The organism is Microbacterium sp. NPDC057659 (assembly GCF_042799915.1).
GTDB lineage: Bacteria > Actinomycetota > Actinomycetes > Actinomycetales > Microbacteriaceae > Microbacterium.
The window spans coordinates 232,595-257,087 of the sequence record NZ_JBHVHU010000002.1 but is presented as its reverse complement, the minus strand read 5'-3'; the positions used below and the strand labels follow the sequence as shown (position 1 = coordinate 257,087).

At 70.8% G+C, this 24,493-nt stretch carries 22 protein-coding genes and 1 riboswitch; of the genes, 16 read left to right on the top strand and 6 right to left on the bottom strand.

Going from position 1 to position 24,493, the window contains the following annotated elements:
- Nucleotides 1-2: 2 nt before the first annotated feature.
- From ACFVAE_RS09865 to ACFVAE_RS09855, 3 genes are read right to left on the bottom strand one after another with little or no spacing between them, the layout of a single operon-like run.
- Entirely contained in the window at nt 3-1,028 is a 1,026-nt protein-coding gene (locus ACFVAE_RS09865) for a Gfo/Idh/MocA family protein (RefSeq protein WP_378891167.1), read from the bottom strand.
- A complete protein-coding gene (locus ACFVAE_RS09860; RefSeq protein WP_378891165.1) occupies nt 1,025-2,020 on the bottom strand; it encodes a Gfo/Idh/MocA family protein in 996 nt (331 codons plus the stop codon). Before ACFVAE_RS09860 ends, ACFVAE_RS09865 begins: the two co-directional genes overlap by 4 nt.
- Nucleotides 2,017-3,198 carry an ROK family protein gene (locus ACFVAE_RS09855; protein WP_378891163.1) on the bottom strand — a complete coding sequence of 394 codons (1,182 nt, stop codon included), beginning with the start codon at nt 3,196-3,198 and terminating at the stop codon, nt 2,017-2,019. Before ACFVAE_RS09855 ends, ACFVAE_RS09860 begins: the two co-directional genes overlap by 4 nt.
- Nucleotides 3,199-3,367: 169 nt before the next feature.
- Here ACFVAE_RS09855 and ACFVAE_RS09850 point away from each other — a divergent pair, with 169 nt between their 5' ends.
- The 10 genes from ACFVAE_RS09850 to ACFVAE_RS09805 all read left to right on the top strand — a co-directional run bounded on the left by ACFVAE_RS09850 (nt 3,368) and on the right by ACFVAE_RS09805 (nt 14,371).
- Nucleotides 3,368-4,612: an ABC transporter substrate-binding protein gene (locus ACFVAE_RS09850; protein ID WP_378891160.1), complete on the top strand. Its 1,245-nt coding sequence runs from the start codon at nt 3,368-3,370 to the stop codon at nt 4,610-4,612.
- A gap of 64 nt (nt 4,613-4,676) precedes the next feature.
- Nucleotides 4,677-5,600 carry a carbohydrate ABC transporter permease gene (locus ACFVAE_RS09845; protein ID WP_378891157.1) on the top strand — a complete coding sequence of 308 codons (924 nt, stop codon included), beginning with the start codon at nt 4,677-4,679 and terminating at the stop codon, nt 5,598-5,600.
- The gene (locus ACFVAE_RS09840) at nt 5,597-6,502 is read left to right on the top strand and encodes a carbohydrate ABC transporter permease (RefSeq protein WP_378891155.1); all 906 of its coding nucleotides are present in this window, start codon (nt 5,597-5,599) and stop codon (nt 6,500-6,502) included. The genes ACFVAE_RS09845 and ACFVAE_RS09840 overlap by 4 nt, the downstream gene beginning before the upstream one ends.
- Before the next feature lie 41 nt (nt 6,503-6,543).
- Complete coding sequence (locus tag ACFVAE_RS09835; protein WP_378891153.1) at nt 6,544-7,578, top strand: NAD-dependent epimerase/dehydratase family protein; 1,035 nt, start codon at nt 6,544-6,546, stop codon at nt 7,576-7,578.
- Nucleotides 7,578-8,639: a dihydrodipicolinate synthase family protein gene (locus tag ACFVAE_RS09830; RefSeq protein ID WP_378891151.1), complete on the top strand. Its 1,062-nt coding sequence runs from the start codon at nt 7,578-7,580 to the stop codon at nt 8,637-8,639. Before ACFVAE_RS09835 ends, ACFVAE_RS09830 begins: the two co-directional genes overlap by 1 nt.
- Complete coding sequence (locus ACFVAE_RS09825) at nt 8,636-9,637, top strand: hydroxyacid dehydrogenase (RefSeq protein WP_378891148.1); 1,002 nt, start codon at nt 8,636-8,638, stop codon at nt 9,635-9,637. The genes ACFVAE_RS09830 and ACFVAE_RS09825 overlap by 4 nt, the downstream gene beginning before the upstream one ends.
- 2 nt (nt 9,638-9,639) lie before the next feature.
- Nucleotides 9,640-10,539 (top strand): Gfo/Idh/MocA family oxidoreductase, encoded by a 900-nt coding sequence (locus tag ACFVAE_RS09820; protein ID WP_378891145.1) that lies wholly within the window; start codon nt 9,640-9,642, stop codon nt 10,537-10,539.
- A 73-nt stretch (nt 10,540-10,612) separates the two neighbouring features.
- The gene (locus tag ACFVAE_RS09815) at nt 10,613-12,748 is read left to right on the top strand and encodes a peptidase C14 (protein WP_378891142.1); all 2,136 of its coding nucleotides are present in this window, start codon (nt 10,613-10,615) and stop codon (nt 12,746-12,748) included.
- Between the two features lie 15 nt (nt 12,749-12,763).
- Complete coding sequence (locus tag ACFVAE_RS09810) at nt 12,764-13,678, top strand: GNAT family N-acetyltransferase (RefSeq protein ID WP_378891140.1); 915 nt, start codon at nt 12,764-12,766, stop codon at nt 13,676-13,678.
- 21 nt (nt 13,679-13,699) lie between these two features.
- Nucleotides 13,700-14,371: an SIS domain-containing protein gene (locus tag ACFVAE_RS09805; RefSeq protein ID WP_378891137.1), complete on the top strand. Its 672-nt coding sequence runs from the start codon at nt 13,700-13,702 to the stop codon at nt 14,369-14,371.
- Here the strand turns inward: ACFVAE_RS09805 and ACFVAE_RS09800 are convergent, their stop codons facing one another.
- Nucleotides 14,372-15,049, bottom strand: coding sequence for a GntR family transcriptional regulator (locus ACFVAE_RS09800; RefSeq protein ID WP_378891135.1), 678 nt, complete (start codon nt 15,047-15,049; stop codon nt 14,372-14,374).
- A gap of 154 nt (nt 15,050-15,203) precedes the next feature.
- Here ACFVAE_RS09800 and ACFVAE_RS09795 point away from each other — a divergent pair, with 154 nt between their 5' ends.
- The 6 genes from ACFVAE_RS09795 to ACFVAE_RS09770 all read left to right on the top strand — a co-directional run bounded on the left by ACFVAE_RS09795 (nt 15,204) and on the right by ACFVAE_RS09770 (nt 22,920).
- Nucleotides 15,204-16,550: an MFS transporter gene (locus ACFVAE_RS09795; protein ID WP_378891133.1), complete on the top strand. Its 1,347-nt coding sequence runs from the start codon at nt 15,204-15,206 to the stop codon at nt 16,548-16,550.
- Nucleotides 16,551-16,634: 84 nt separating this feature from the next.
- Nucleotides 16,635-18,806 carry a peptidase C14 gene (locus ACFVAE_RS09790; RefSeq protein WP_378891131.1) on the top strand — a complete coding sequence of 724 codons (2,172 nt, stop codon included), beginning with the start codon at nt 16,635-16,637 and terminating at the stop codon, nt 18,804-18,806.
- Nucleotides 18,807-18,846: 40 nt separating this feature from the next.
- Complete coding sequence (locus ACFVAE_RS09785; RefSeq protein ID WP_378891128.1) at nt 18,847-20,262, top strand: hypothetical protein; 1,416 nt, start codon at nt 18,847-18,849, stop codon at nt 20,260-20,262.
- 23 nt (nt 20,263-20,285) lie between these two features.
- Nucleotides 20,286-21,047 carry an SDR family NAD(P)-dependent oxidoreductase gene (locus tag ACFVAE_RS09780; RefSeq protein WP_378891126.1) on the top strand — a complete coding sequence of 254 codons (762 nt, stop codon included), beginning with the start codon at nt 20,286-20,288 and terminating at the stop codon, nt 21,045-21,047.
- Entirely contained in the window at nt 21,044-22,126 is a 1,083-nt protein-coding gene (locus tag ACFVAE_RS09775) for an enolase C-terminal domain-like protein (RefSeq protein ID WP_378891123.1), read from the top strand. Before ACFVAE_RS09780 ends, ACFVAE_RS09775 begins: the two co-directional genes overlap by 4 nt.
- A complete protein-coding gene (locus ACFVAE_RS09770; protein ID WP_378891121.1) occupies nt 22,123-22,920 on the top strand; it encodes an SDR family NAD(P)-dependent oxidoreductase in 798 nt (265 codons plus the stop codon). The genes ACFVAE_RS09775 and ACFVAE_RS09770 overlap by 4 nt, the downstream gene beginning before the upstream one ends.
- Before the next feature lie 106 nt (nt 22,921-23,026).
- Nucleotides 23,027-23,108: riboswitch (S-adenosyl-L-homocysteine riboswitch) on the bottom strand.
- A gap of 236 nt (nt 23,109-23,344) precedes the next feature.
- On the opposite strand, the gene ACFVAE_RS09765 is transcribed toward ACFVAE_RS09770, so the two are convergent.
- Together ACFVAE_RS09765 and ACFVAE_RS09760 are read right to left on the bottom strand one after the other, a co-directional pair.
- Nucleotides 23,345-23,686, bottom strand: a complete 342-nt coding sequence (locus ACFVAE_RS09765) for a nuclear transport factor 2 family protein (RefSeq protein ID WP_378891119.1) — start codon at nt 23,684-23,686, stop codon at nt 23,345-23,347.
- Nucleotides 23,679-24,428 carry an SDR family NAD(P)-dependent oxidoreductase gene (locus ACFVAE_RS09760; RefSeq protein WP_378891116.1) on the bottom strand — a complete coding sequence of 250 codons (750 nt, stop codon included), beginning with the start codon at nt 24,426-24,428 and terminating at the stop codon, nt 23,679-23,681. The genes ACFVAE_RS09765 and ACFVAE_RS09760 overlap by 8 nt, the downstream gene beginning before the upstream one ends.
- Nucleotides 24,429-24,493 lie beyond the last annotated feature (65 nt).

Below are 24,493 nucleotides of genomic sequence, written 5' to 3'. Positions count from 1 at the left end.
CGTCAGGCCAGGGCGACGACCTCGCCGCCGCGGGCCGCCGAGGCCTGGGCGGCCTTCACGATCTCGACGGTGCGCACGCCCACGCCGGCATCCGGCTGCGGCCGGCGGCCCTCGCGGACCGCGGCGACGAACTCGGCGAGCAGCAGTGCGTCCAGGTCGAGTCCCACGGGGTCCCAGGTCTCGCCGTGCGCGTCGTGTCCGGCGACGCCCTGCGCGAAGGGGCTGACCGTGATCGTGCCGTGCTCGGCGACGACCTGCAGCGTGAGCCCGCCCCAGGTGGGCGACGACACCGGCCAGCTCCAGGAGCAGTCGATGCTGGCGATCACTCCGCTCGGGTACTGCAGCGTGACCATTCCGCCGGTCTCGACGGCGAGGTCGCGGTCGGCGTAGAGCGTGCCGTTCGACACGGCCCGCACGGTGCCGGGGCGCTCGCCGAGCAGTTCGTCGAGCAGGTCGGCGCAGTGCACGACGTGGTCGACCAGAGCGCCGCCGCCGGCCAGTTCGGGGTCGGTGAACCAGGCGCGGTCCTGCGGCAGCTTGCCGTTGTTGACGCCGGTGACGCCGAGCACACGCCCCAGCCGCCCGCTGCGGAGCTGCGCCAGCGCGTCGCGGAACGACGGGGCGAAGCGCACCGGGTAGGCGACCATGAGGATCACGCCCGCCCGCTCGCACGCCTCGCGCATGGCCTCGGCGTCCTCGACCGAGGTCGCCAGAGGCTTCTCGCACAGCACGTGCGCACCCGCCGCGGCCGCCATCTCGACGAGCGCGCGATGCCGCGAGTTCTCGGCGGCGATCACCACGGCGTCGGGCTTCCAGGCGAAGGCCTCCTCATAGCTGTCGACGTAGGCGACCCCCAGTTCGGCCGCCAGCTCGGCACCGCGAGGCGCGTCGTCGGGCGCCGTCGCCCCGTCGGGGTCGGCGGCGAGGAGTTCGATCCCCGGCATCGCGCTCAAGGACTGCACGTAGCTGAGCGCGTGGGTGTGCGCGAACGAGAGCACCGCGACGCGGAGCGGGGTGGCGGCGGTCATCGGACGAGCTCCAGGGTGTCGAGGGCGATCGGCGTTCCCGCGGCGATCGAGGCGTAGGCGGCTTCGGCGACGGCGACGGCCTCGACGCCCTCCGCCGGAGTGATCCGCACGTCGGCGTCGGTGCCGAGCGCAGCGACGAAGTCGGCGATCTCTGCGTAGTACGGGCTCTCCTGCGGCGACATCGGCGGCAGGTAGTCGGTGGCGGCGGCGACCGCCGCGGTGTCGCTGCGGCTCACGCGGTCCTCTGCGCTGTCGTGCCGCATCCGCCCGGACGCCCCGGAGACCTCGACACTGGTGCGGAACGGCATCCCGTTCGCGACCCAGCTGGCGTGCAGGTGGCTGATCACGCCGTTCGCGTGCGTCAGCACCACGTGGGAGGTCACGGGTGCCGGCACCACGTCGTCGACGGTCGGCGGGTTCTGCACGGCGTACACGGATGCCACGGGGCCCGCGAACCAGATCGCCTGGTCGATGTCGTGGATCATCAGGTCGCGGATGACGCCGCCGCCCGTGCTCTCACGGAAGAACCAGGGCGTCTGCGGAGCGGAGCCCGCACGGCTGAACCGCTGCACGGCGATGTCGCCGAGGCGACCGGAATCGATGGCCTGCTTGATGCGCAGGTACTCCCCGAAGTAGCGCACCACGTGCGCGGGGAACAGCCGGACCCCGGCGGCCTCGGCCGCGCGGACGACGCGCGCGGCATCGACCGAGGTCGACGCGAGGGGCTTCTCGCAGATCACGTGCCGGCCGGCGGCGATCGCCCGCAGCGCCAGATCCGCGTGCGTGCTGCTCGGGGTGACGATGTCGACGATGTCGACCAGGCCGACCAGCTCGTCGACGTCGTCGACCGCCTGGAACCCGAACTCCTCGGCGATCGCCTCCGCGCCCTGCACTGAGCTGACATACCCCTCAGCGCCCAGCGCCCGCCACGCATCCGCGTGCACGCGCGAGATCCCGCCGGCGCCGATCAGCCCGACACGCAACCTGGTCACAGTCTCTCCTCAAGGGTCATCGGATCGGCCGCATCGGCGGATCCGTCGTGGCTCAGCGGGGTCACCGAGGGCACCGGAAGCCCCTCGATGCCGTACACCGCGGTGGAATGCCGGCGGAACGCGTGCACCAGTGCGCCGTGCGCGGCGGCCTCGGCGCCCAGTCTCGCCTCGGCGATCGGCACCTGGAAGGGCAGGCCGATGTTGCGCTGCAGCCGTTCGCGGAGCGGATCGAGCAGCTGCCCGTGCGCGGCGGAGAGTCCGCCGCCGATGACGATCATCGCCGGGTCGACGGTGAGCACCAGGGTCGCGATGCCGTGGGCGAGCTCGGTGACGAAGGCGTCGATCTCCGCGGTCGCCGCGACGTCGCCGGCGCGGGCGAGCTCGAAGACCTCGGCCGCGGTGTCTGCCGCGCGCCAGGTGATCTGGCCGGTCTCGGTGTTCAGGCCGCGGAAGGCGAGGCGACCGATGTCACCGGCGGCGTTGTGGATGCCGCGCCGCGGGCTCCCTCCCAGGATCAGGCCCGCCGCGATGCGGTTGCCGACGGAGAGGTAGAGCACGTCGTCCACCAGCTGGGCGACGCCGAGATGGTGCTCTGCGACGGCGGCCAGCCGCACGCCGTTGTCGACGGCGACCGGGCATCCGAACGCCTGACGGATGTGCGAGCCGATGTCGATCCCCGACCAGTCCGGGATGACGACGGACGCGGTGACGCGGCCGGCGTCGTCGACGATGCCCGGGAGGGCGACGCCGATCGCACGCACGCGCGAGACCGGGAAGCCGGCATCGTCGAGGGCCGTGCGGACGTCGGTGATAACGGCCGCGAGCTTGGAGGCGCCGTCGCGCTCGTCCGAGACGCCGGGGAAGGTCTGCTGGGCGACGACGCGACCGCCGAGATCGGCGATCGCGACCCGGATGCTGGCGGCGCCGATGTCGACGCCCACCACGGCGCCCACCTCCGCATCGAAGGCGTACCGGCGGGCGGGCCGGCCCGCGCCGCGTCCGTTCGCGGCCGGGGCCTCGATGATGAGCTCGGCATCGCCCAGGGCGCCGACGGCGTTCTCGACCGAGGTGCGGGAGAGTCCGAGCGTTGTGGCCAGTTCGTTCACGGTGGCGGCGCCGCCGTCGCGCAGCTGCAATGCGGCTCGGGCGACGATCGGGGTCGGTGCGGGGCTCGACATGTCCCTCCTCTCGTCGCCTTCGTCGTCGGTGCGATCAAAATAGCACAGCTCACTCGCGGAATACTCGTCCGTTCACAAGCCGCAGAAAACTGGGTATTGACTAATTATCACACCTCAATGTCATAATGAAGGCCTACCCACCCCTGCACGGTTCTAGCAAAGGAGCACCATGCGCGTCAGAAAGTTCACCGGCCTCGCCGCAGGCGTCGCCGCCATCGCCCTCCTGGCGGGCTGCTCCGCCGGCGGGGGCGGCAACTCCTCCTCGGGCGAGCAGAACGTCAAGGTCTGGCTGTACCCGGTCGTCGCCGACGAGGCCAAGAACAAGCAGTTCTGGGACGACACCATCTCGGCGTTCGAGAAGGAGCACAAGGACATCAAGGTCTCGTACGAGGTCTTCCCCTGGGCCAACCGCGACGAGGCGCTGCAGACCGCCATCGCCGCCGGCAAGGGTCCCGACCTCGTCTACCTGATCCCCGACCAGCTCGCGGCGTATCAGAAGTCCATCCAGCCCCTGAACGATCTGCTCAGCAAGGATCGTCAGAAGGAGCTGCTGCCCAACGTCAAGAAGTCCGCGACGATCGACGGCGACCTGCTCGGCGCCCCGATCCTCACCAGCGCGATGCCGCTGCTCTGCAACGCGGCCGTGTTCGAGAAGGCCGGCGTCACCGACTACCCGAAGACCTGGGACGACGTGACGGCGATGGCGCCGAAGTTCGTCGAGAAGGGCCTGTACGCCCTGAACTATCCCGCTTCGCCGGAGAACACCCTCAACCTCACCTACTACCCGCTGCTCTGGCAGGCCGGTGGCGAGGTCTACACCAAGGACGGCGACGTCGGCTTCGACAGCCCCGAGGGCAAGAAGGCACTGACCTTCATCACCGACCTGGCCAAGGAGAAGGCGCTCGACCCCGAGGCGATCACCACGAGCGTGCCCCTGGAGCAGACCGCCGTCGCTCAGGGCAAGGTCGCCTGCACGTGGAACAACGCGGTCCCCGAGGTCGAGCCGTTCTGGGGCAAGGAGAACGTCAAGGTGCTGCCTCCGCTGACCGAGAAGGAGTCGATCGCCTACGGCACCGTCGGCTCGCTCTCCGTGCTGAAGGCGTCGAAGTCGCAGAAGGCCGCAGCCGAGTTCGCCGAGTACGCGACCAGCGCCGACGTCGTGAAGCCCTACCTGCTGGCATCCGGCTTCTTCTCCGCGCTGAGCGACACCGACCCGCTGTACGCGGACGACCCGCTGCTCGGCGAGGTCGAGAAGTACGTGCCTGACACGACGGTGGGGCAGCTGGCCACCAGTTCGCGCGCGCTGATGGGCGTCCTGTCGCCCGAGATCCAGGCGTCGCTGCTGGGACAGAAGTCCCCGTCCGACGCGCTGAAGGCCGCCGCCGACGCCGCGGCGCCCCTCCTGAACAAGTAGCAGCGATGAGGGGGTGCACGGAGAGCTCGTGCGCCCCCTCCCCACGACCCGAGGTGGAATCACTATGACGACGGCGACATCCGCAGAGACGGCGACGCCCGCTGCTCGCCGGCGCAGGACCGGGAAGAGTCTCATCTCGCGCCGCGAGGCGCGGGTGGCCTTCTTCTTCGTGCTGCCGGCATTCCTGCTCTTCATCGCGTTCCGCTTCGGACCGAGCATCGCCGGCGTCGCCCTGAGCTTCTTCCAGTACGACATCTCGGGAGAGCTCGACTGGAAGGGGCTGGCCAACTTCCAGCGCATGGTCGCCGACCCGCTGTTCTGGCGGGCGCTCGGCACCACCGTGATCTACACCGTCTTCGCCGTGCCGATCTCACTGGTGCTGTCCACCCTGATGGCGCTCGGCGTGCGGCGATCGTTCCGCGGGTCGCGCTTCTTCCGCTCCGTCTTCTTCCTGCCGGTGATCACGTCGCTGGTGCTGGCGGGCTCGATCTTCGTCTGGATCTTCTCGAACGACGGCCCGTGGTCGAAGCTGATGACCCCGCTCGGGCTCGGCGGATCCTGGCTCGGCAGCACGGTGCTCGTGATCCCCGCGATCGTCATCGTCGGAGTCTGGTCGCGGTTCGGCTACGGGATGATGATCATGATCGCCGCGATGCAGGACATCCCCCGTGAGCTGGAGGAGGCGGCGCTGATGGACGGCGCGAACTCCTGGCAGAGATTCCGCTCGATCATCCTGCCGTTCCTCAAGCCGACGATCTTCTTCCTCGCCGTGATCGAGACCACCGCGGCCTTCCAGGTCTTCGACGTGATCTACGTGATGACCCAGGGCGGCCCGGCCAATGCCAGCTACTCGCTGGTGTACATGCTCTACGACCAGGGCTTCAAGTACTTCGACTACGGCTACGCCGCCGCGATCGGCGTCGCCCTCTTCGTCATGACACTCATCGTCGCCCTCATCCAGCGCCTCGTGATCGGAAAGCAGAAATGACGACCATGACCGAGCGGATCCTCACCGACGGTTCCGGCTCCCGGCGTCCGATGCCGCCGCGCAACCGCTCCTTCCGCGCGCTCGAGCCGACCAGGACGGGCGTCGTCGTCCGCTGGATCTGGCTGACCCTCGCCGGCATCCTCGCGTTCTTCCCCTTCTACGCGATGGTCGTGCTCAGCCTGAAGCCGGGCAAGATCGTCGAGCTGCCCGAGTCGCTGCTGCCCTGGAAGGACATCTCCCTCGACGCCTACGCGCAGGTGCTGTCGGGGCAGAACATCCTCGGCTGGCTCGGCAACACGCTGATCTACTCACTGGTCTCGGTCGTGGCGGTGCTGTTCCTCTCCGCGCTCGCCGGCTACGCCTTCGCCAAGAAGCGGTTCGCGGGGAAGGAGGTCATGTTCTGGTCGTTCCTGGCCATGGTCATGGTGCCGTTCCACGTGACCCTCATCCCGACCTTCATCCTGATGGCCGGCCTGGGCGGCGTCGACACCTACTGGGGTCTGATCCTGCCGACCCTGGCGAACGCGCAGGCCGTGTTCCTCATGCGGCAGTTCATCCAGGGCCTGCCCGACGACCTGTTCGAGGCGGCCCGCATCGACGGCGCGGGAGAGTTCCGCATCTTCCTGCGGATCGTGCTGCCGCTGTGCAAGCCGATCCTCGCGACGCTCGGCATCTTCGTCTTCCTCTGGCACTGGAACGACTTCCTCTGGCCGCTGATCATCGCGAAGTCCAACGCGATGTTCACCCTGACCGTGGGAATCTCGTCGCTGCAGCAGCAGAACGTGCCGCTGAGCACCATGCTCGCCGGCTCCGTCGTCGCCCTCGCGCCGATCTTCCTCGCGTACCTCATCGCTCAGCGGTACGTGCAGGAGGGCGTGACGGGCACCGGCATCAAGGGATGACCGTGACTTCGGCATCCCCGCACTACAGAAAGGACGTCCACGTGACAGTTCAGGCATTCGCCGGCGAGGCGGAACTCGAGGACGTGCTCACCACGCCGAGCGAGGCGCTCGTCGCCGATCTCGCACAGGGGTCGGGGGATCTCGTGATCCTCGGGGCCGGCGGAAAGATGGGCCCGACCCTGGCGGTGCTCGCCCGGCGCGGCTTGGATGCCGCGGGGCGCACCGGCGACCAGGTGCACGCAGTCTCGCGCTTCGGCGATGCCGTCGTGCGCGAGCGCCTGGAGAGTGCCGGCGTGAAGGTCGTCCCCTTCGACCTCATCGAGAACGACGACTTCTCCGCGCTGCCGGATGCCCCGAACGTGGTGTTCATGGTCGGTGCGAAGTTCGGCGCCGCCACGGCCCCGTCCTGGGCGTGGGAGGTCAACGCCGCCCTGCCCGACCGGGTGGCCCGCCGCTACCGCGACAGCGCGATCGCCGTGATGTCGACCGGCAACGTCTACCCGTTCGTTCCTGCGTCCTCCGGCGGTGCGTCGGAGGACGTCGCGCCGGCCCCGATCGGCGAGTACGCGCAGTCCTGCCTCGGCCGGGAGCGCGTGTTCGAGTTCGGCGCGCAGGAGCGGGGCACGAGGGTGTCGATCATCCGCCTCAACTACGCGATCGACCTGCGCTACGGCGTGCTGGCCGACATCGGCAGCGCCGTGCACGCGGGGCAGCCGGTGTCCGTGGCCACCGCGAACGTCAACGTGGTGTGGCAGGGCTACGCCAACGAGGTGGTGCTCCGCAGCATCGGGCACGCGTCGTCCGACGTGTTCACCGTGAACCTCACCGGTCCTGAGACGCTCAGCGTCGCCGCGGTCGCCCGCCGGTTCGGCGAGCTGCTGGGCCGCGAGGTCGAGCTGGTGGACGAGCCGCTGCCCACCGCCCTGCTGAACGACTCCCGGCGCTGCATGGCGCTGTTCGGCTATCCGTCCGTCTCGGCCGACGCCCTGATCGGACTGCAGGCCGCCTGGGTCGAAGCGGGACATCCGATGTCGGCCAAGCCCACCAAGTGGGCAGTGCGGGACGGGAAGTTCTGATGGCCGCACCGGCTCTGCGGCCAGAAGCCGCACGCACCCTGACGCGCGGTGCGGTGATCCCCGCGCATCCTCTCGCGCTGACGGCCGAACGTCGCCTCGACGAGCGCCGGCAGCGCGCGCTCACCCGGTACTACCTCGCGGCCGGCGCCGGCGGCGTCGCCGTGGGCGTGCACACCACGCAGTTCGAGATCCGCGACCCGGAGCACGCACTGTTCGAGCCGGTGCTCGCACTCGCCGCGGAGGAGCTCGAGGCGCACGGCGATCCCGAGGTCGTCCGGATCGCCGGCGTCGCCGGCGGCACCGTCCAGGCCGTCGCCGAGGCAGAGGTCGCGAAGTCGCTCGGCTACGACGCCGTGCTGGTGAGCCCGCGCGTGGCCGGCGCCGACGAGGCTGCCCTGCTGGAGCGCGCCCGTGCGGTCGGCGAGGTGCTGCCGGTGGTGGGCTTCTACCTGCAGACCGCGATCGGCGGGCCGGTGCTCGACCGAGACTTCTGGCGCGAGTTCGCCTCGATCCCGTCGGTCGTCGCCGTCAAGGCCGCGCCCTTCGACCGCTACCGCACCCTCGAACTGGTGCGCGGTGTGGCGGCGTCGGGCCGCGCCGACGAGATCGCGCTGTACACCGGCAACGACGACGCGATCGTCGCCGACCTCCTCTCCGAGTTCCACGTCGAGTCGCCCGCGGGCCCGCGCACGCTGCGGTTCGTCGGCGGGCTTCTCGGCCAGTGGGCGGTCGGCACGCGCGCCGCGGTCTCGCTGCTGGAGCTCTCGCACCGGGCTGCGGCCGGTGACCGCGACGCCTATCTCGCCCTGGGCCGGATGGCGTCCGACCTCGTCGACGTGAACCAGGCGGTGTTCGATCCCGGTCACGACTTCCACGGGGTGATCGCCGGAGTGCACGAGATGCTGCGTCAGCAGGGGCTGATGGACGGCACCTGGTGCCTCGATCCCGCCGAGGGGCTCTCGCCGGGGCAGGCCGAGGAGATCGCCCGCGTGCGCAGCGCCTATCCCGAGCTCAATGACGACGCGTTCATCGCCGAGCACCTCGAGGAGTGGCTGCGATGACCTCTCCCGTCCTCGTCGCCGTGGTCAGCACCGAACTGATGGCGGAGTTCTTCACGGCTGCCGACGTCGAGCGCCTCCGCGCGGCGGCATCCGTTCTGGGCGGGGACTGGGTGCGGGTGGATCGCCTCGCGGATGTGCCGGATCTCGGCACGACGCGGGTCGTCCTCACCAGCTGGGGTGCGGTGCCGTTCGACGCGGAGCTGCTGGAGCGGATGCCCCGTCTCGAGCTCGTGGCGCACACCGGCGCGAGCGTGAAGACGTTCGTCACCGACGAGCTGTTCGATCGCGGCGTGCAGGTCACCCAGACAGGCGCCGCGATGGCGCGACCGGTGGCCGAGGTCTCGTTGACCTTCACGCTCCTGCTGCTGCACCGGATCGGCGAGATGAGCGTCGCCCTGCGCGCGCCGGGCGGCTGGTACGACCCGGCCGTGGGCGTGCAGCATCAGATCCTCGGTGCCCCGATCGCCGTGATCGGCGCCTCGCGCACCGGCCGGTCGTACCTCGAGCTGATCCGCGCCCTGGGCGCACGCCCGCTGCTGGTGGATCCGACGGTGGATGCCGCGGAGGCAGCGACGCTGGGCGCCGAGAAGGTCGAGCTCCCCGACGCGCTGCGGCGTGCGAGGGTCGTGGCCCTGCACGCGCCGACGCTGCCCGAGACGCATCACATGATCGGCGCGCGGGAGCTGGCGCTGATGCCCGACGGCGCCGGTCTCGTGAACACCGCGCGGTCCTGGCTGGTCGACGGCGACGCCCTCGAGGCCGAGCTGGCGACGGGACGGATCGCGGCCGCGCTCGACGTCTTCGACGAGGAGCCGATGCCGCAGGACAGCCCGCTGCGCGCGCTGCCGAACGTGCTGCTCACCCCGCACCGTGCGGCCGGCACCGCCGAGGGCCGGCTGGAGCAGGGCCGTATCGTCGCCGACGAGGTCGAGGCGTTCGCGGCGGGCAGGCCGCTGCAGCAGGCCATCACCCGTGACCAGCTCGCCGTGATGGCCTGACGATGAGGGTCGCGTTCGCGGGTGCCGCGCACTCGCATCCCTTCGCCGACGCCGCGAACCTCGCCGCGCGTGGTGCGCAGCTGATCGGCATGTGGGATGCCGACGACGCGGATCGACGCGACGACTTCGCCGCCCGCTTCCCGGTGCCCGTGTTCACCGGACTGCCCGAACTGCTCGCCGAGCGCCCCGACGTCGTCGTGGCGACGCCTCGCACGCCGCGGGCCGTCGACATCGCCCTCGCCTGCGCCGCGGCGGATGTCCCGGTGTTCTTCAACAAGACCGTCGCGGCCGATGCCGAGGGACTCGCCCGCTGGGAGGCGCTGCCCGAGGCGCCCCGGTTCACGTCATCGGTGCTGCGCTTCGCCCCGGAACTGGTCGCCTTCGCCGGCAGGCTGCCGTCGCGTCCCCGGGCGATCGAGGTGCACGCCCAGCACGACATCGCCGGATTCCTCACAGCCGGGCGGAGCTGGCAGGACTCCCCGTCCGGCGCCGGCGGGACGATGGTGAACATCGGCGTGCACGCCTGGGAGATGCTCGACGTCCTCCTGCCCGGCGTGACCGTCGAGATGCTCTCTGCGACACGGGTCACGACGGACGGCACCGCGTCGGAGCTGCTCGCGACGGTGCATGCCCGCGCCGACGGGATCCCCGTGATGCTGGCGATCTCCGGTGTCGCAGGCGCCGACCGGTACGCGGTGCGCACCTGGCACGACGAGGGCCTGCGCGAGCTGGTGCTGCCGCACGACGCGGACGGGCTGGGCTACGGCGGCGTCGCCGACGCCGTGCTGCGTCTGGGGGCGGGGACGGTTCCCGTCGACGCGACGCGCACCTCCGCGGTGTACCGGAACGCGATCGCGGCCGCGGATCTCGCGCGGACCTGCAGAGGACGACTGGGGACGTAGGCGGGTCGCGCTGGCGCGACCCGGAGTGCGGGTGGTCCGCACGTGATGGCAAGGATGCCGGAAACGAGGAGAGATGACGGAGACGATCCAGCAGGAGACGGTGCGGGCGGACGAGGGGCGTTCGCGCCGCATGGTGCTCGCGGGCTTCGGCGCGGCGGCGCTCGGCGGCATCGCCGTCGCGGGCACGGCAGCCCCCGCGAACGCGGCGACGCAGGTGCCGATGGCCAGGGATGCGGTGTCGGCATCGACGGTCGCCGCGCTGAAGAAGGTCGAGGCGAAGACCGACGACATCGTCGCGGTCGCCGGCTACGCCAAGCCCGGCGACGGTGGCGGCGGGCTGTTCCGCTGCGTCACCGGCGACCAGCCGAAGGTCAACGGCGGAACCGTGGTGGCGGGCAAGGGCACGGACGTCTGGCTGCGCCTGCACTCCGGCACGGTGGACTTCCGCGCGTTCGGCATCTTCGGCCCGGAGACGCCGGCCGACGACGCCCTCGACGCGATGGTGGCGGATGCCGGCATCCACCGCATCGAGGCGCACACCGACCTGAACTTCGTGAAGCGCCACAAGTTCTCGCGATCGAACATCGTGTTCGACTTCGGCAACCGGCTGATGACGACCGAGGGGATCGAGAACGCGGGCAAGGATGATCCGTTCGCCGCCGTGATGTTCTTCCAGGGCGAGCTGACCGGCAAGGAGCACACGGCGGCACTCGGCGCGCCGGTCGCGGATCTGGCCGACGTCTACCCGGTGGGCGACTCGTCGTTCTTCCAGGTCGGCGAGTGGTACGCCGCCGAGGTGAACGCTCTCGCCGGCCGGTGGGAGCGCGAGCTGCAGCGACTCGTCCAAGTGACCCAGATCGTCGACGGGTCCCGCATCCGGGTGAACTACCAGAACGGATGGCCGCTCGGCAAGGATCGCTCGATCACCTGGAGGCACGTGAAGCCGGTGCAGAACGTCGTCGTGTCGAACCTGCGCTTCCTCGGCAAGGGCACCGACGAATTCACCGGTTCGCACCCGCTGGCGTTCGAGTACGCGGTGCGCTGTGACGTCGACCACATCGACGGCACGGCGACGTTCTGGCCGCTGATCATGCGCCGGTGGAACACGTACTTCACGACCGAGAGCTGCACGCTGAAGAACCCGACCTCGGTGACCTGGGGCGGTGCGGGGTACATGACCCAGCAGATCTACTGCCTGTACGGCTACGTGGCGAACTGTCACACCTCGAACGCGCGGCACCTGAACGACTGGACTGCCAGCGCCTACGGCCTGGTCGAGAACTGCCACGGTGACGGCGACGATCAGGGCCCGTTCGTGACGCACGGTCAGTACGAGCACGATCTGACCTACGTCGGCAACTCCGGACTGATGACCTTCGCGAACTCGGGGGCGGCCTGGGGCTCCGCGGCCAAGCGCATCACCGTGCGCAAGCATGTGTGCTCGTGGTTCGTGGCGCGGGTGAAGGTCACCGACCTGACGCTCGAGGATGTGCGGGTCATCGGCAAGCCCGACCTCGCGGGCTCGGGCATGCTCTGGATCAACGCCGACGGCGCCCAGTTGCGCGGCTGCTCGGCGACCGACACGCTCATCATCACCCAGGCCTCGGATGCCTCGAAGCGGCCCACCGTGATCGAGGCCTCGGAGTTCACCTTCGTGGCGGCGGGCGACCTCACCAACGCGACCGTGACCGACCCGGTGACGTTCATCGACACCCGCCTGAACGGCGTGAACGGTATCAAGCTCGGCGGCGCCGGCACCGTGGAGTTCCGCGGCGGTCAGCTGATCGGCGGCGACCGGGACGCGACGTTCAGCACCTCGTCGGCGCGACTGCGGCTGACCGGGGTCGAGGTCGACGACGTGAGGATCGACGCGGCGAGCGGCAAGGCGCAGGCGGTCGAGATCCTCGGCGGCTCGGCGGTGCGCACGTCGAAGTCGGCGGCGGTGTCGCGCAGCGGCGGCGGCGAGCTGACCGTGGTGCTCGGCGACAGCACGTTCTCGGGCAAGGGCACGCATGTTTCGCTGACCTCGGGAGCCAACCACTACCGGGCGAGCGGATGCCGCTTCGACGGTGGCATGCTCGAGCTCTCGGCCGGGGCGTTCGGCAAGGGCAGCACGCTGCTGCACTCGGCGAACGTGGAGACCGGCGTGAAGCGCACCGTGCCCGACGACGCCGAGAACATCCTGACCACCGGGAACGTGGTCGTGTGAGCGGAAGGATCATGAATGGGCGGCGGGCCGATGCTCGCTGACCCGATCCTGCGGCCGGCGGTCGCGGCGGATGCCGCACCGCTGGCCGCGCTGTGGGCGACCGCCTTCACCCCGCCGCTGCGACCCGACCAGTGGCTGGTCGACGCCGAGCGATTCGCGCACACGATCGTCGCGGTCGACGACGAGGGCGTGATCGGTTCGATCTACGGCCTGCCGAAACGCCTGCGCGAGGACGGTGGCGCGGCGGCGGCCGTGCACTGCATCGGCAGCGTCGCTGTGGCCGACCGGGCGCGTGGGCGGGGCATCGCGCGGCGTCTGGTGGCGGCGACGCTGGAGGCGGCGGAGCACTCGGGCGCCGATTGGGTGCTGCTGTTCACGGGCACCCCTGATGTGTACCGCTCGAGCGGCTTCGAGACGTTCGCCATGCGGCGCGCGCTGGCCGGCCCGTGGCGCGATGCGGCAGAGACGTCGGATGTCGAGGTGCGGCGATCACCGGTCAGCGCTGAGACGCTCGCGTCACTCGCGGTCGTCTACGAGCGCTCGCGCTCCGGCGTCGTGCTCGCACCGGTGCGCTCGCCGCAGGACTGGGCGATGGCGACGGTGCGACTCGACGGCATGACGCTGTACCGGCTCGCCGACGGATACGCCCTGGCCCAGGCCCGTGACGGCCTCGGAACCGTCGCCGAGCTGGTCGCTCCGACAGACGGGCGCACGGGTGCGCTGCTCGGGGAGATCGCCGCCGACTGGCGGGACGCCGGCGTGCTCCGCTGCGACATCGCGATCCCCGATCGCGCGGCTGACCTGGCCGCAGTGCGGGCGTTCGCGCCGGCCGCGGAATGGACGCCGGATGCCACCGGGATGACCCGCCCGCTGGGGCGGACTCCACGGATCACCGGCATCCGGCACTTCGGTGCCGCAGACTACTTCTGACGACCGACGAAGGAGACGGACATGAGTGCACAGGACTACCTTCGGGCCGCGCTGGCGGTCGCGCAGCGCGCGGCCGAGACACAGGTCCCGGCCCTGCAGGCGGCGGCGACCGCCGTCGCCGACACGATGCAGCGGGGAAACCGGTTCTGGGTGTTCGGCAGCGGGCACTCGCATCTGCTCGCCGAGGAGCTCTGGGGTCGCGCCGGCGGCCTGGTCGACGTGCATCCGATCCTGGAGCCGGCACTCATGCTGCACGAGGGCCTCGAGAAGAGCTCGCGCCTCGAGCGGCTGCCGGGTCTCGCCGCGGAGATCCTCGAGATCCACGGCGTCAGCGAGGGCGACTGCCTGCTCGTCGTCTCGAACTCCGGCCGCAACGCGGTCCCCGTCGAGATGGCCCGCGGCGGCAAGGCGCGCGGCGCCACCGTGATCGCCCTCACGTCGCTCGCGCACAGCCGGTCGGTCACCTCGCGCGCGCCCGACGGGTCGCGGCTGTTCGAGGTCGCCGACATCGTCATCGACAACTGCGGCGAGCCCGGCGACGCGATCATGCCGCATGAGCCGTACCCGCTGGCACCCACCTCGACCGTGATCGGCGCACTGCTGCTGCAGGCGATGATGTACGAGGTGGTGCTCGATCTCGAGCGCCGCGGGGTCGAGGCCCGGACCTACGAGAGCCTCAACGTCGGGGCCTGATCACGCGGGGTCCACGCTCACCGGCTGCTTCTCGGTGAGCGGCGCGATGCGCTCGAAGGCGCGGGTGACGTGCGCGGCGATGACCGAGCGCACCTCGTCGGGGTCGCCGCCGGCGATCGCCTCGTAGATGACGCGGTGACTGCGCACGTGCTCGGCTTGCTCGGCAGGTGGCAGGGCGGCGTTGGCGGCCTGGATGAAACCGGTGATCCGGCCGCGCAGCTGGGCATTCAGCTCGGTGACGAAGCGGTGCTCGGACAGTTCTGCGAGTGCTTCGTGGAAGGCGCGGTCCTGCCGGAGCACCTCGTCCATGTCCCCGACGGCCGCGGCGTCCATCGCTTCGAGGATGTCCTGCAGCCGCTTCGCCGACTCCTCGTTCCAGCGCTCCTGAACGCGGATCGCCATGAACTGCTCCAGCACGATGCGCAGGCTGGAGATCTCCTCGAGGTCCTGCGCGGTCAGCTCGGCGACCCTGGCACCGCGCCGCGGCTCGCGCACGACGAGGCGCTCCTCGGCGAGGCGGGTGAGCGCCTCACGCACCGGGATGTGACTCACCCCGAGGCGCTCGGCGAGCTTGCGCTCGATCAGACGCTCGCCCGGGAGCAGCTCGCCGGAGTGGATCGCGGCGCGCAGCTCATCGGCCACCTGCTCGGCGATGTTCTGATCCGACACGGTGCGCATGGTTCCCCCTCGTGGTCCTACCGGGCTCGGCGTACCGACCTCATGATGCTATGGCATCCGCGGTGTGGTGCATCCGAAGAGGGGCTGGACGGATTCCGCTTTTTGCTAGATGCTATAGCAGAGCAAACCCGATGCATCCGATGGAGGAAGCACCATGTCCCACACGTCCCCGACCGACGCATCCGCCGATCTCGGCGCGAGCGCGATGAAGAAGGCGATCTGGAGGCTCGGCCCGTTCCTGGGCCTGCTCTACCTCGTCGCCTACGTCGACCGGAACAACGCCGGCTTCGCCAAGCTCGAGATGACGCAGGCGCTGAACATGACCGAGGCCGCCTTCGGCCTGGCCGCCGGCATCTTCTTCATCGGCTACCTGCTGTTCGAGGTGCCCAGCAATCTGCTGCTCGAGCGCTTCGGTGCCCGCAAGTGGATCACGCGCATCATGATCTCGTGGGGCATCGTCGCCGTGCTCACCGCGTTCGTGCAGGATGCGACGCAGTTCACGATCGCCCGGTTCATCCTCGGTGTCGCCGAGGCGGGGTTCTTCCCCGGCGTCCTGCTGTACCTGACGCTCTGGTTCCCTCGGGAGTACCGCACCCAGGTGCTCGCCGTGTTCGCGCTGTCGAATCCGATCGCGAACGCCGTCGCCGCACCGCTGTCGGGCTGGATCATGAGTCTGCATGGGATGTGGGGCCTGGAGGGCTGGCAACTGGTGTTCCTCCTCGAGGGCATCCCGGCGATCCTGCTCGCGTTCGTGGTGTTCTTCTGGCTGCCCGACCGCCCGCAGGACGCGCGGTGGCTGGCGCCGGCGGAGCAGCAGTGGATCTCGGAGTCGATCGCCCGCGAGACCGCGGCGGTCGAGCAGAAGCACGGCAAGGTGCGCCTCGCCGCCGTGTTCGGCAACGGCCGGCTGTGGACGCTCATCGTGCTGTTCTTCGGCATCGTGTTCGGCGCATACGGCCTCGGTCTGTGGCTGCCGACCATCGTGGCGAACATGGGCGACTTCACCACGACCACCACCGGATGGCTGGTCGCGCTGCCGAACATCTGCGCAGCGCTGCTGATGCTGCCGTGGGAGCGGGCGGCGCGGAAGCAGGGCAACATCCCGCTGCAGATCGGCATCACGCTGTCGATCACCGCGCTGTCGCTGATCGCGGCGGTCGCGGCTCAGGGTGTTCCGGTGCTGGCGCTCGCGGCGCTGTGCGTGGGCATGTCCGCGCTGTTCTCCACCACGCCGCTGTTCTGGAGCCTGCCGCCGATGGTGCTCACCGGCACCGCCGCGGCCGCGGGCCTCGCCTTCATCAACTCCGTGGGGAACCTGGCGGGGTTCGCCGGACCGTACGCGATCGGCTGGATCAGCCAGTCCACCGGATCGGCGATCCTCGGTCTCATCCCGATCGCTGCGCTCACGCTGCTCGGTGCCGGGATCGGCTTCGCGCTGAGCCGCCGCGCCGAGTTCACCACCGCTCCTCTCGCGGAGACGGCGGATGCCGCCAGGCGGTGACCCCCCGGGGCGGGTTGGATCACCAACCCGCCCCTTGATATTATTTGCTATAGCAAATCCACACGGACAGAGAGACAGAGACTCATGACGACGACGTCAGCGGGAGAAGTCCGATCCGGCGGTCGCCGGGCACTCATCACCGGCCTCGGGGCCGCGGCGCTCGGCGGCGCTGTCGCCGCCGTCGGGGCGTCCCCCGCGCAGGCGGCCGAGGGTCCGCAGAACGTGCGCCGCGTCGAGAGCGTCGCCGAGCTGGCGAGCATCCGGGCGCGCGCCGGCGACATCGCGATCGCCGCCGGGTACCGGACGGCGGGGGACGCCGGTCTGCTCGTCTACACCGGCGCCGACGCGAAGGGCCGGAAGGCGAACGGCGGAACCGTCATCGCCGCACAGAAGGGCACCGTCTGGCTGCTCCTGCACGACGGCACCGTCGACTTCCGCGCCTTCGGCATCACGGATGCGAAGACAGCGGCCGACGACGCGCTCGACGCGATGGTCGGCGACACCACGATCCGCCGGATCGAGGGGCACACCGACCTGCTCTTCCAGCGCCGGCACCGCTTCACGCGATCGCACCTCGAGATCGACTTCGGCGGGCACACGATCTCCAGCGAGGGGATCGAGAAGAACACCCACGACAACCCCTTCGGCGCCGTCATGTTCTTCACCGGCGTCGCGAAGGACGAGACTGTGGAGCATGCGCTCGCCGAGGCCTGGCCCGAACTCACCGACGCCGTCGCGGTGCCGGACGCCGACAGATTCCCGGTCGGCTCCTGGTGGGCCGTGCAGTGCGCGCCGGTCGCCGGCGGCGGCGGGGACGAGCGCGAGCTGCAGCGCTTCGTCGAGGTCACCCAGAAGATCGACGGCACCCACATCCGGATCGACTACCTGAACGGCTGGCCGCTCGACAAGGGCCGCAGCCTGACCTGGCGCCGCTTCGAGCCGGTGTCGGGCGTGCGCATCGCCAACATGCGCTTCCTCGGCGCCGGCCCCTTCGACGGCCCGACCGACGGGAGCCTGCCCGATCCGCGGGAGATGACGGGTTCGCATCCGGTCGCCTTCGAGTACGCCACCCGCTGCGACGTCGCCGACGTGCACGCCTCGCGCACCTGGTGGCCGGTGGTGATGCGGCGCTGGAACACCCACTTCGTCACCGAGCGCTGCTCGATCGAGAACCCGCCCACCGTGTTCTACGGCGGCGCCGGGTATCTCACCCAGCAGATCTACTGCCTCTACGGCCGGGTCAGCGACTGCACGTCCTCGAACGCGCGGCACCTGAACGACCTCACCGCGAGCGCATACTGCCTCGTGGAGAACTGCCACGGAGACGGCGACGACCAGGGCGGCAACCCCTTCACGACGCACGGCCAGTACGAGCACGACCTCACGTTCCTCGGATGCTCCGGGCTGATGGACATCGCGAACTCGGGCGCCCAGTGGGGCACCTCCGCGAAGCGCATCACCGTGCGTGACCACGTGTGCTCCTGGTTCGTCGCCGGCACGAAGATCACCGACCTCACCCTCGAGAACGTGCGCGTGATCCCCCGCTCGACCTTCGACCCGCAGGCGACCATGACGATCAACGCCGACGGCGCGCAGCTGCGCGGCTGCACGGCCGGGCTGCTGGCCATCGGGCAGCGCAGCGCGCGATCCACGCGCCCGACGACGATCGAGGACTGCACGTTCGCGCTCCCGAAGGAGCAGGTGCTGGTGCAGACCCCGGTCTCGAACACCGTCACCTTCTCGCGCTGCACGATCACCGGCCTCGATGCCGCCAAGGTCCGCGGATCCGGCGCCGTGCGGTTCCTGGACTGCGATCTCAGCGGTCCCGCAGGCGGCGGTCCCGTCGAGTTCGGCTCTTCGCGGGTCACGATCCGCGGCGGCACCGTCCGCGATGCCGCGCTCGTCATGACGGCCGCCCGCGACCAGGTCGTGGTGCTCGACGGCGTCGAGTTGAGCACGGCGCGCACCGGAGGCGCCACCGTCGGCCGGGGGGCCGGCGACGGCACCGTCACCTGGCGCCTGACCGGCATCGACGCTGCAGCATCCGACGACGCGGCGCACCTCGCGATCGGTTCCGGCGTCAACCACGTCCGCATCCAGGACTCGCGGTTCACCGGCGGAAGACTCGACCTCGAGAAGGGCTTCGCCGGTGCCTCGACGCTGCTCTACGGCGCATCCGTCGAGAGCGGCGTGAAGCGCAGCCTGCCCGACCCCGGCGACCGCGTCCTCATCGACGACTCGATCCTCACCGTCTGACCCTCGGCACCCGCATCGGAACGGCACCATCATGGAGAGCATGCAGCAATCGCCCACGACCGCGGCGCGCCCCGGCACCGCCCTCGGCGACCGCATCCGCGTGCCGCGCAGCGCCGTGCGGGTGGGCGTCGCGCGCCGCGACATCACGCCGCCGGTCGGCATCCGCGCCAAGAACTGGGGCCCGGCCGACTGGGAGCGCTCCGAGGGCGCGCACCGGCCGTTCACCCTCACCGCGCTCGCGCTCACCGGTGCCGACGACCGACCGCGGGTGCTGCTCGCCGTGGACGGCACCTGGTGGCGCCGGGTCGCCGACGAGCGCGGCGTGCGCGACGCGGTTCTCGCGGGTCTCGGGCTCGCCCCCGACCAGCTGATGCTCTCGCTCTCGCACACCCACGCCGGCGCCGTGCTCTGCGCCGCCGACGCGCACCTGCCCGGCGGCGAGCTGATCCCGGGGTACCTCGAGGCGCTCGCCACGGCGGGCATCGCGGCCGGACGCGAGGCCCTGGACAGCGCGGCCGAGGGGCTCGTCGAGTGGACGCAGGGGCGCTGCACCCTCGCCGCCGATCGGGAGCTCGACCTCGACGGGCGGGCGCTGGTCGGCTACAACCCCGCGGGCGAGTCGGACGACACCGTCGTCGTCGGCCGGGTCAGCGTCGACGGCGAGGTGCTCGCCACTCTGGTCAACTACGCCTGCCACCCGACCACGCTCGCCTGGCAGAACCGCGAGGTCTCGCCCGACTACGTGGGCGCGATGCGCGAGACGGTCGAGGCCGCCACGGGTTCTCTCTGCCTGTTCGTGCAGGGCGCCTCCGGCGAGCTCGCCCCGCGCGAGCAGTACACCGGCGACGTCGGTGTGGCCGACCGGCACGGCCGCTCCCTCGGGCATGCCGTGCTCGCCGCGCTGGACGGCCTCCCCACGCCGGGGCAGGAGGTCACGCTCGACCGGGTCGTCGAGTCCGGCGCTCCGCTCGCGGTGTGGACAGGCCGCCCGGTGTCCGCGGACGGCTCCGCCTCCGGCGTCTTCGGCGCCGTCGACCTGCCGCTGCGCGATCTGCCCACCCTCGACGAGCTCGCCGAGGAGTGGAAGGACATCGACCCTCGCTCCCGCGAGGAGCGACTCGGGCGGGCCCGCAACCTGCGCGAGGGGTACATCGACGGACCGACCGTGTCGCACCCGGTGTGGGCCTGGCGATTCGGCGACGCCGTGCTGCTCGGGCATCCCGGCGAGGCGTACTCCCGCCTGCAGCGCACGCTGCGGGCGCGCTTCCCCGGCACTCCGATCGTGGTGATGAACCTCACCAACGGACCCGGCTTCGTCTACCTGCCCACCCGTGAGGCCTACGAGCGCGGCGCCTACCAGTCGTGGCAGACGCCGCTCGCCGCCGGCGCCCTCGAACTGCTCGAGGAGCACGCCTGCCGCCTCGTCTCAGAACTGCTCGACGCCCCTGCGTCCTGACCACCACCACCCGAAGGAGAACCATGACCGCTCAGTCGCCCGTCGCCGTCGTCACCGGGGGAGCAGCCGGCATCGGCTGGGAGATCGGCCAGCGCCTCGCCGCGGACGGCTACACCGTCGTCGCCGCCGACCGGGTGCCCGCGCTGACCGCGGGCGAGAACCCCGCCGGCATCCTGTGGTGCGAGCTCGACGTCACCGATCCCGCCGCCGTCGACCGCGTCTTCGGCGAGATCGAGGACGAGCTCGGACCGATCGCCGTGCTGGTCAACAACGCCGGCATCCAGCGGCACCGCGCCATCGAGGATCTCTCCTGGGACGAGTGGGCCGCCGTCGTCGACGTCAACCTGCACGGCGTCTTCGCCTGCCTGCAGGCGGCCGGACGGCGGATGCTGACCCGCGGCGACGGCCGCATCGTGAACATCTCGTCGATCTCGTCGCGGGGTTCGGCCGGTCGTGCCCCGTACGCCACGACCAAGGCCGCCGTGATCGGTCTGACCGCCACGGCCGGGGCCGAGTGGGCCGCTCGCGGTGTGCGGGTGAACGCCGTCGCGCCCGGGTACGTCGACACCGGCGTCTTCCGGCAGGGCGTGGAGGCGGGCACCCTGAGCCTCGACACGATCCTGTCCCGCATCCCGGCCGGACGCCTCGCCGACGCGAGCGAGATCGGCAACGCGGTGAGCTTCCTCGTCTCCGATCAGGCCGGGTACATGAACGGCCAGACCCTGTACGTGGACGGCGGATTCATGGTGGACTACGGCGTGCCCCTCGCGAAGAAGCCCGAATGACCGCCGTCGCACGCGTCGACACGGCGACCGCCGTGCTGCCGCTCCCCGCGCCCCTGCAGCTGGGAGCGATGACGGTGACGCGGCGCGAGTACAGCGCCGTGCGCGTGACCGACGAGGACGGCACTGCCGGGGTGGCGTACTGCCTCTCCCGCGAGGCGCCGATGACCGAGATCGTCGACCGTCTGGTCGCCGCGCACGCGGTCGGAGCGGACGCCGACGACCCCGCCACGACCTGGGAGCGGATGCTGCGCGGCAGCGCCATCGTCGGCCGCGTGGGCCTGGTTCGCCGGGCGATCGGGCTGGTCGACATCGCGCTGTGGGACATCGCCGCGCGGCGAGCAGGGCAGCCGCTGTGGCGGATGCTCGGCACCGGCGACGCCCCTCGTCCCTCGATGCTCGTGGCGGCCTACCCGACGCCCGACCGCACACCTCGCGCGGTCGCCGACGAGGTACTCGCGCAGGCGGACGGCTGGACGAATGTCAAGATCTCACGACTGCCCGATCCTGCGTACATGCGTGAGCTCATCGACATCCTGAACCGCGAACTGCCTCGGGGCACCGGCCTGGTGGTCGACGTGGGCTTCGGCTGGCGCGACGCCGACGAGGCGCTCGCCGAGATCGCGCAGTGGGGCGATCCGCAGCTCGCCTGGCTGGAGGATCCGCTGCTGCCGGAGGACGCCGCCGGCTGCGCCCGCATCCGCCGCGAGAGCGGGCTGACCCTGTCGGTCGGCGACGAGGTCACCGACCCGGCCGTGCTGCGCGCCCTCGTCGAGGAGGCCGCCGTCGACGTGCTGCGCCTCGACGTCGTCGCGATCGGCGGCATCACCCCCGCGAGGAAGATGATCGACTGGGCGACCGCGCACGGAGTCCCGGTCTCGGGCCACGTGTACTCCGAGGTCACCGCGCACCTCGGCATCGGCGTCGAGACCTTCGCGCGAGGCCGCAACCCCTACGACCCCGCGCCGTCGTTCATCGTCGGCGGCCCGCGCTACGACGGCGCCGTCGTCCCCGCGGATGCTCCGGGTCTCGGCTTCACCCTCGACCCCGGCACCTTCGACTTCGGCAGGAGCACCCGATGACCGGCATCCCCTCCCCGCGCAGCGTCGTCGTCACCGGCAGCGGCAAGGGCATCGGCCGAGCCGTGGCCGAACGGCTCACCGCCGATGGCTGGATCGTGGTCGGCCTGGAGCGCACGCCCGGCTCCGGCACGGTCGAGGCCGGCATCTGCGCCGAGGTTGTGCTCGGCGACTCCTCCGAGCGCGAGGCGCACCGTCGGGCGGCGGATGCCGCGATCGCGCGGGCGCCGCTGGCAGGCTGGGTCAACAACGCGGGCATCACCAAGCGCACGCCGTTGCACGAGCTCGACGAGGACGTGGTGCGCGAGATCATCGGCATCAACGGCTTCGGCTACATGTGGGGATGCTCCACCGCGGTGTCGGCGTTCGTCGACCAGGGCGTCGCCGGGGCGATCGTGAACATCGGATCGATTCACGGCAGGGCGAGCCATCCCGACCATGCCGCCTACGAGTTCACCAAGGGCGGCATCGACGCGCTGACCCGCAGCGTGGCCGTGACCTACGGCGGCCTCGGCATCCGGGCCAACACGGTCGCTCCGGGCGGGGTGCGCACGCCGCACCTCGAGGCTCAGATCGCGGCATCCGCCGACCCCGCCGAGGCCGAGCGCGAGCTCGCCGAGGGCCCGCCGATGGCGCGCATCGCGCGGGCGGAGGAGGTCGCCGCGACGGTGTCCTTCCTGCTCTCCGACGAGGCTCCGTACCTGACCGGCCAGTCGATCGCGGTGGACGGCGGCTGGACCTCCTCCTTCGGCGACGTGTCAGTGCCGGCAGATCTGCGGGCCCGGTTCGACGGCTGAGCGCCCTTCGTCTCGTCGCTGCGCTCCTCGCTCAGGAACCGCGGAGCGAGAGTCTCCGGATCCTGAGCGCCCTTCGTCTCGTCGCTGCGCTCCTCGCTCAGGAACCGCGGAGTGAGAGCCTTCGGATCCTGAGCGAGCGGAGCGAGACGAAGGATGCCCTTCGTCTCGTCGCAGCGCTCCTCGCTCAGGAACCGCGGAGCGAGAGTCTCCGGATCCTGAGCGCCCTTCGTCTCGTCGCTGCGCTCCTCGCTCAGGAGCCGCGGAGCGAGAGCCTTCGGATCCTGAGCGCCCTTCGTCTCGTCGCTGCGCTCCTCGCTCAGGAACCGCGGAGTGAGAGTCTCCGGATCCTGAGCGCCCTTCGTCTCGTCGCTGCGCTCCTCGCTCAGGAACCGGGTGGGCACCTGAGGGCCCGGATGCCGCGGACTCAGGCCTTGAGCATCGAGGCGCGCGCGATCCGTCCGTCGACCACGTCGAAAGTCGCGATGGTCTCGGTGGCGACGCCGGCGTTGATGACCTGCTCCTGGGCGACCACCCATCGGCTTCCGAAGAGCACGCTGGTGTCGATGACGCAGGACAGCTCGGGGTTCTGCAGTCGCGGCTCGTAGAACGCGCGGATCGCGGCCGTTCCGACGATCGGATCGGCGGCGACCCCGGTGATGACGGCGTCCTCGGAGTAGGTGGCGACGAACGCGTCGAGATCGTGCGCGTTGAACGCGTCCAGCTGTGCCTGGACCGTGTCGATCGCGGTGCGGGCGGTGTCAGTCAATGCGTACTCCTCCGTTGACGTCATAGGTGGCGCCGGTGATGAATCGTGCCCTCTCCGAGGCGAGCGTGGCGATGATCCAGGCCACGTCCTGCGGCTGACCGAAGTCGCCGAGGGGGATGGAGGCGGCGAGCTTCTCGCGGCCCTCGCCCTGCAGCTGGTCGGTGATGGCGCTGGCGACCGGGCCGGGGGTGACCGCGTTGACTCGGATGCCCTCCGCGGCGAGCAGCCGGGCGAAGCTGCGGGTGATCGCGAGCAGTGCGCCCTTGCTGGCGGCGTAGTGCATGCCGGTCTGCAGCGCGCCGACCTGGCCGGCGATCGACGAGATGTTCACGACCGAGCGGTCGCCCTCTGCGGCACGAAGCAGCGGCAGGGCGGCGCGGGTGAGCAGGAAGGTGCCGCGCGCATTCGTCTCGAGCACCAGGTCCCACTCGTCGATCTCGATCTCGTCGAACGGTACGTACGGGCAGACGCCGCCGTTGTTCACGAGCACTTCGAGTGCGCCCCAGGCCTCATCGATCTCGGCGATGAGCGCCCGGATCGAAGCGGGGTCGCGCAGGTCGAGCTGCGACACGCGGACGTCGGGCGAGCCGGCGGCACGGCATTCCTCGGCGATGCGGGATGCCTCGGAGGCGCGGCCCGCGTAGGTGATCCAAAGGGCGGCGCCGTCGCCGGCGAGTTCGAGGGCGGCGGCGGCTCCGATGCCGGAGCTGGCGCCCGTGATGAGGGCACGGCGAACAGTCATGAGGAAAACGCTATAGCAGAATTGGCTCGGAGAGAAGCTCTGGCGAGCAAGTTGCTAGATGCTAT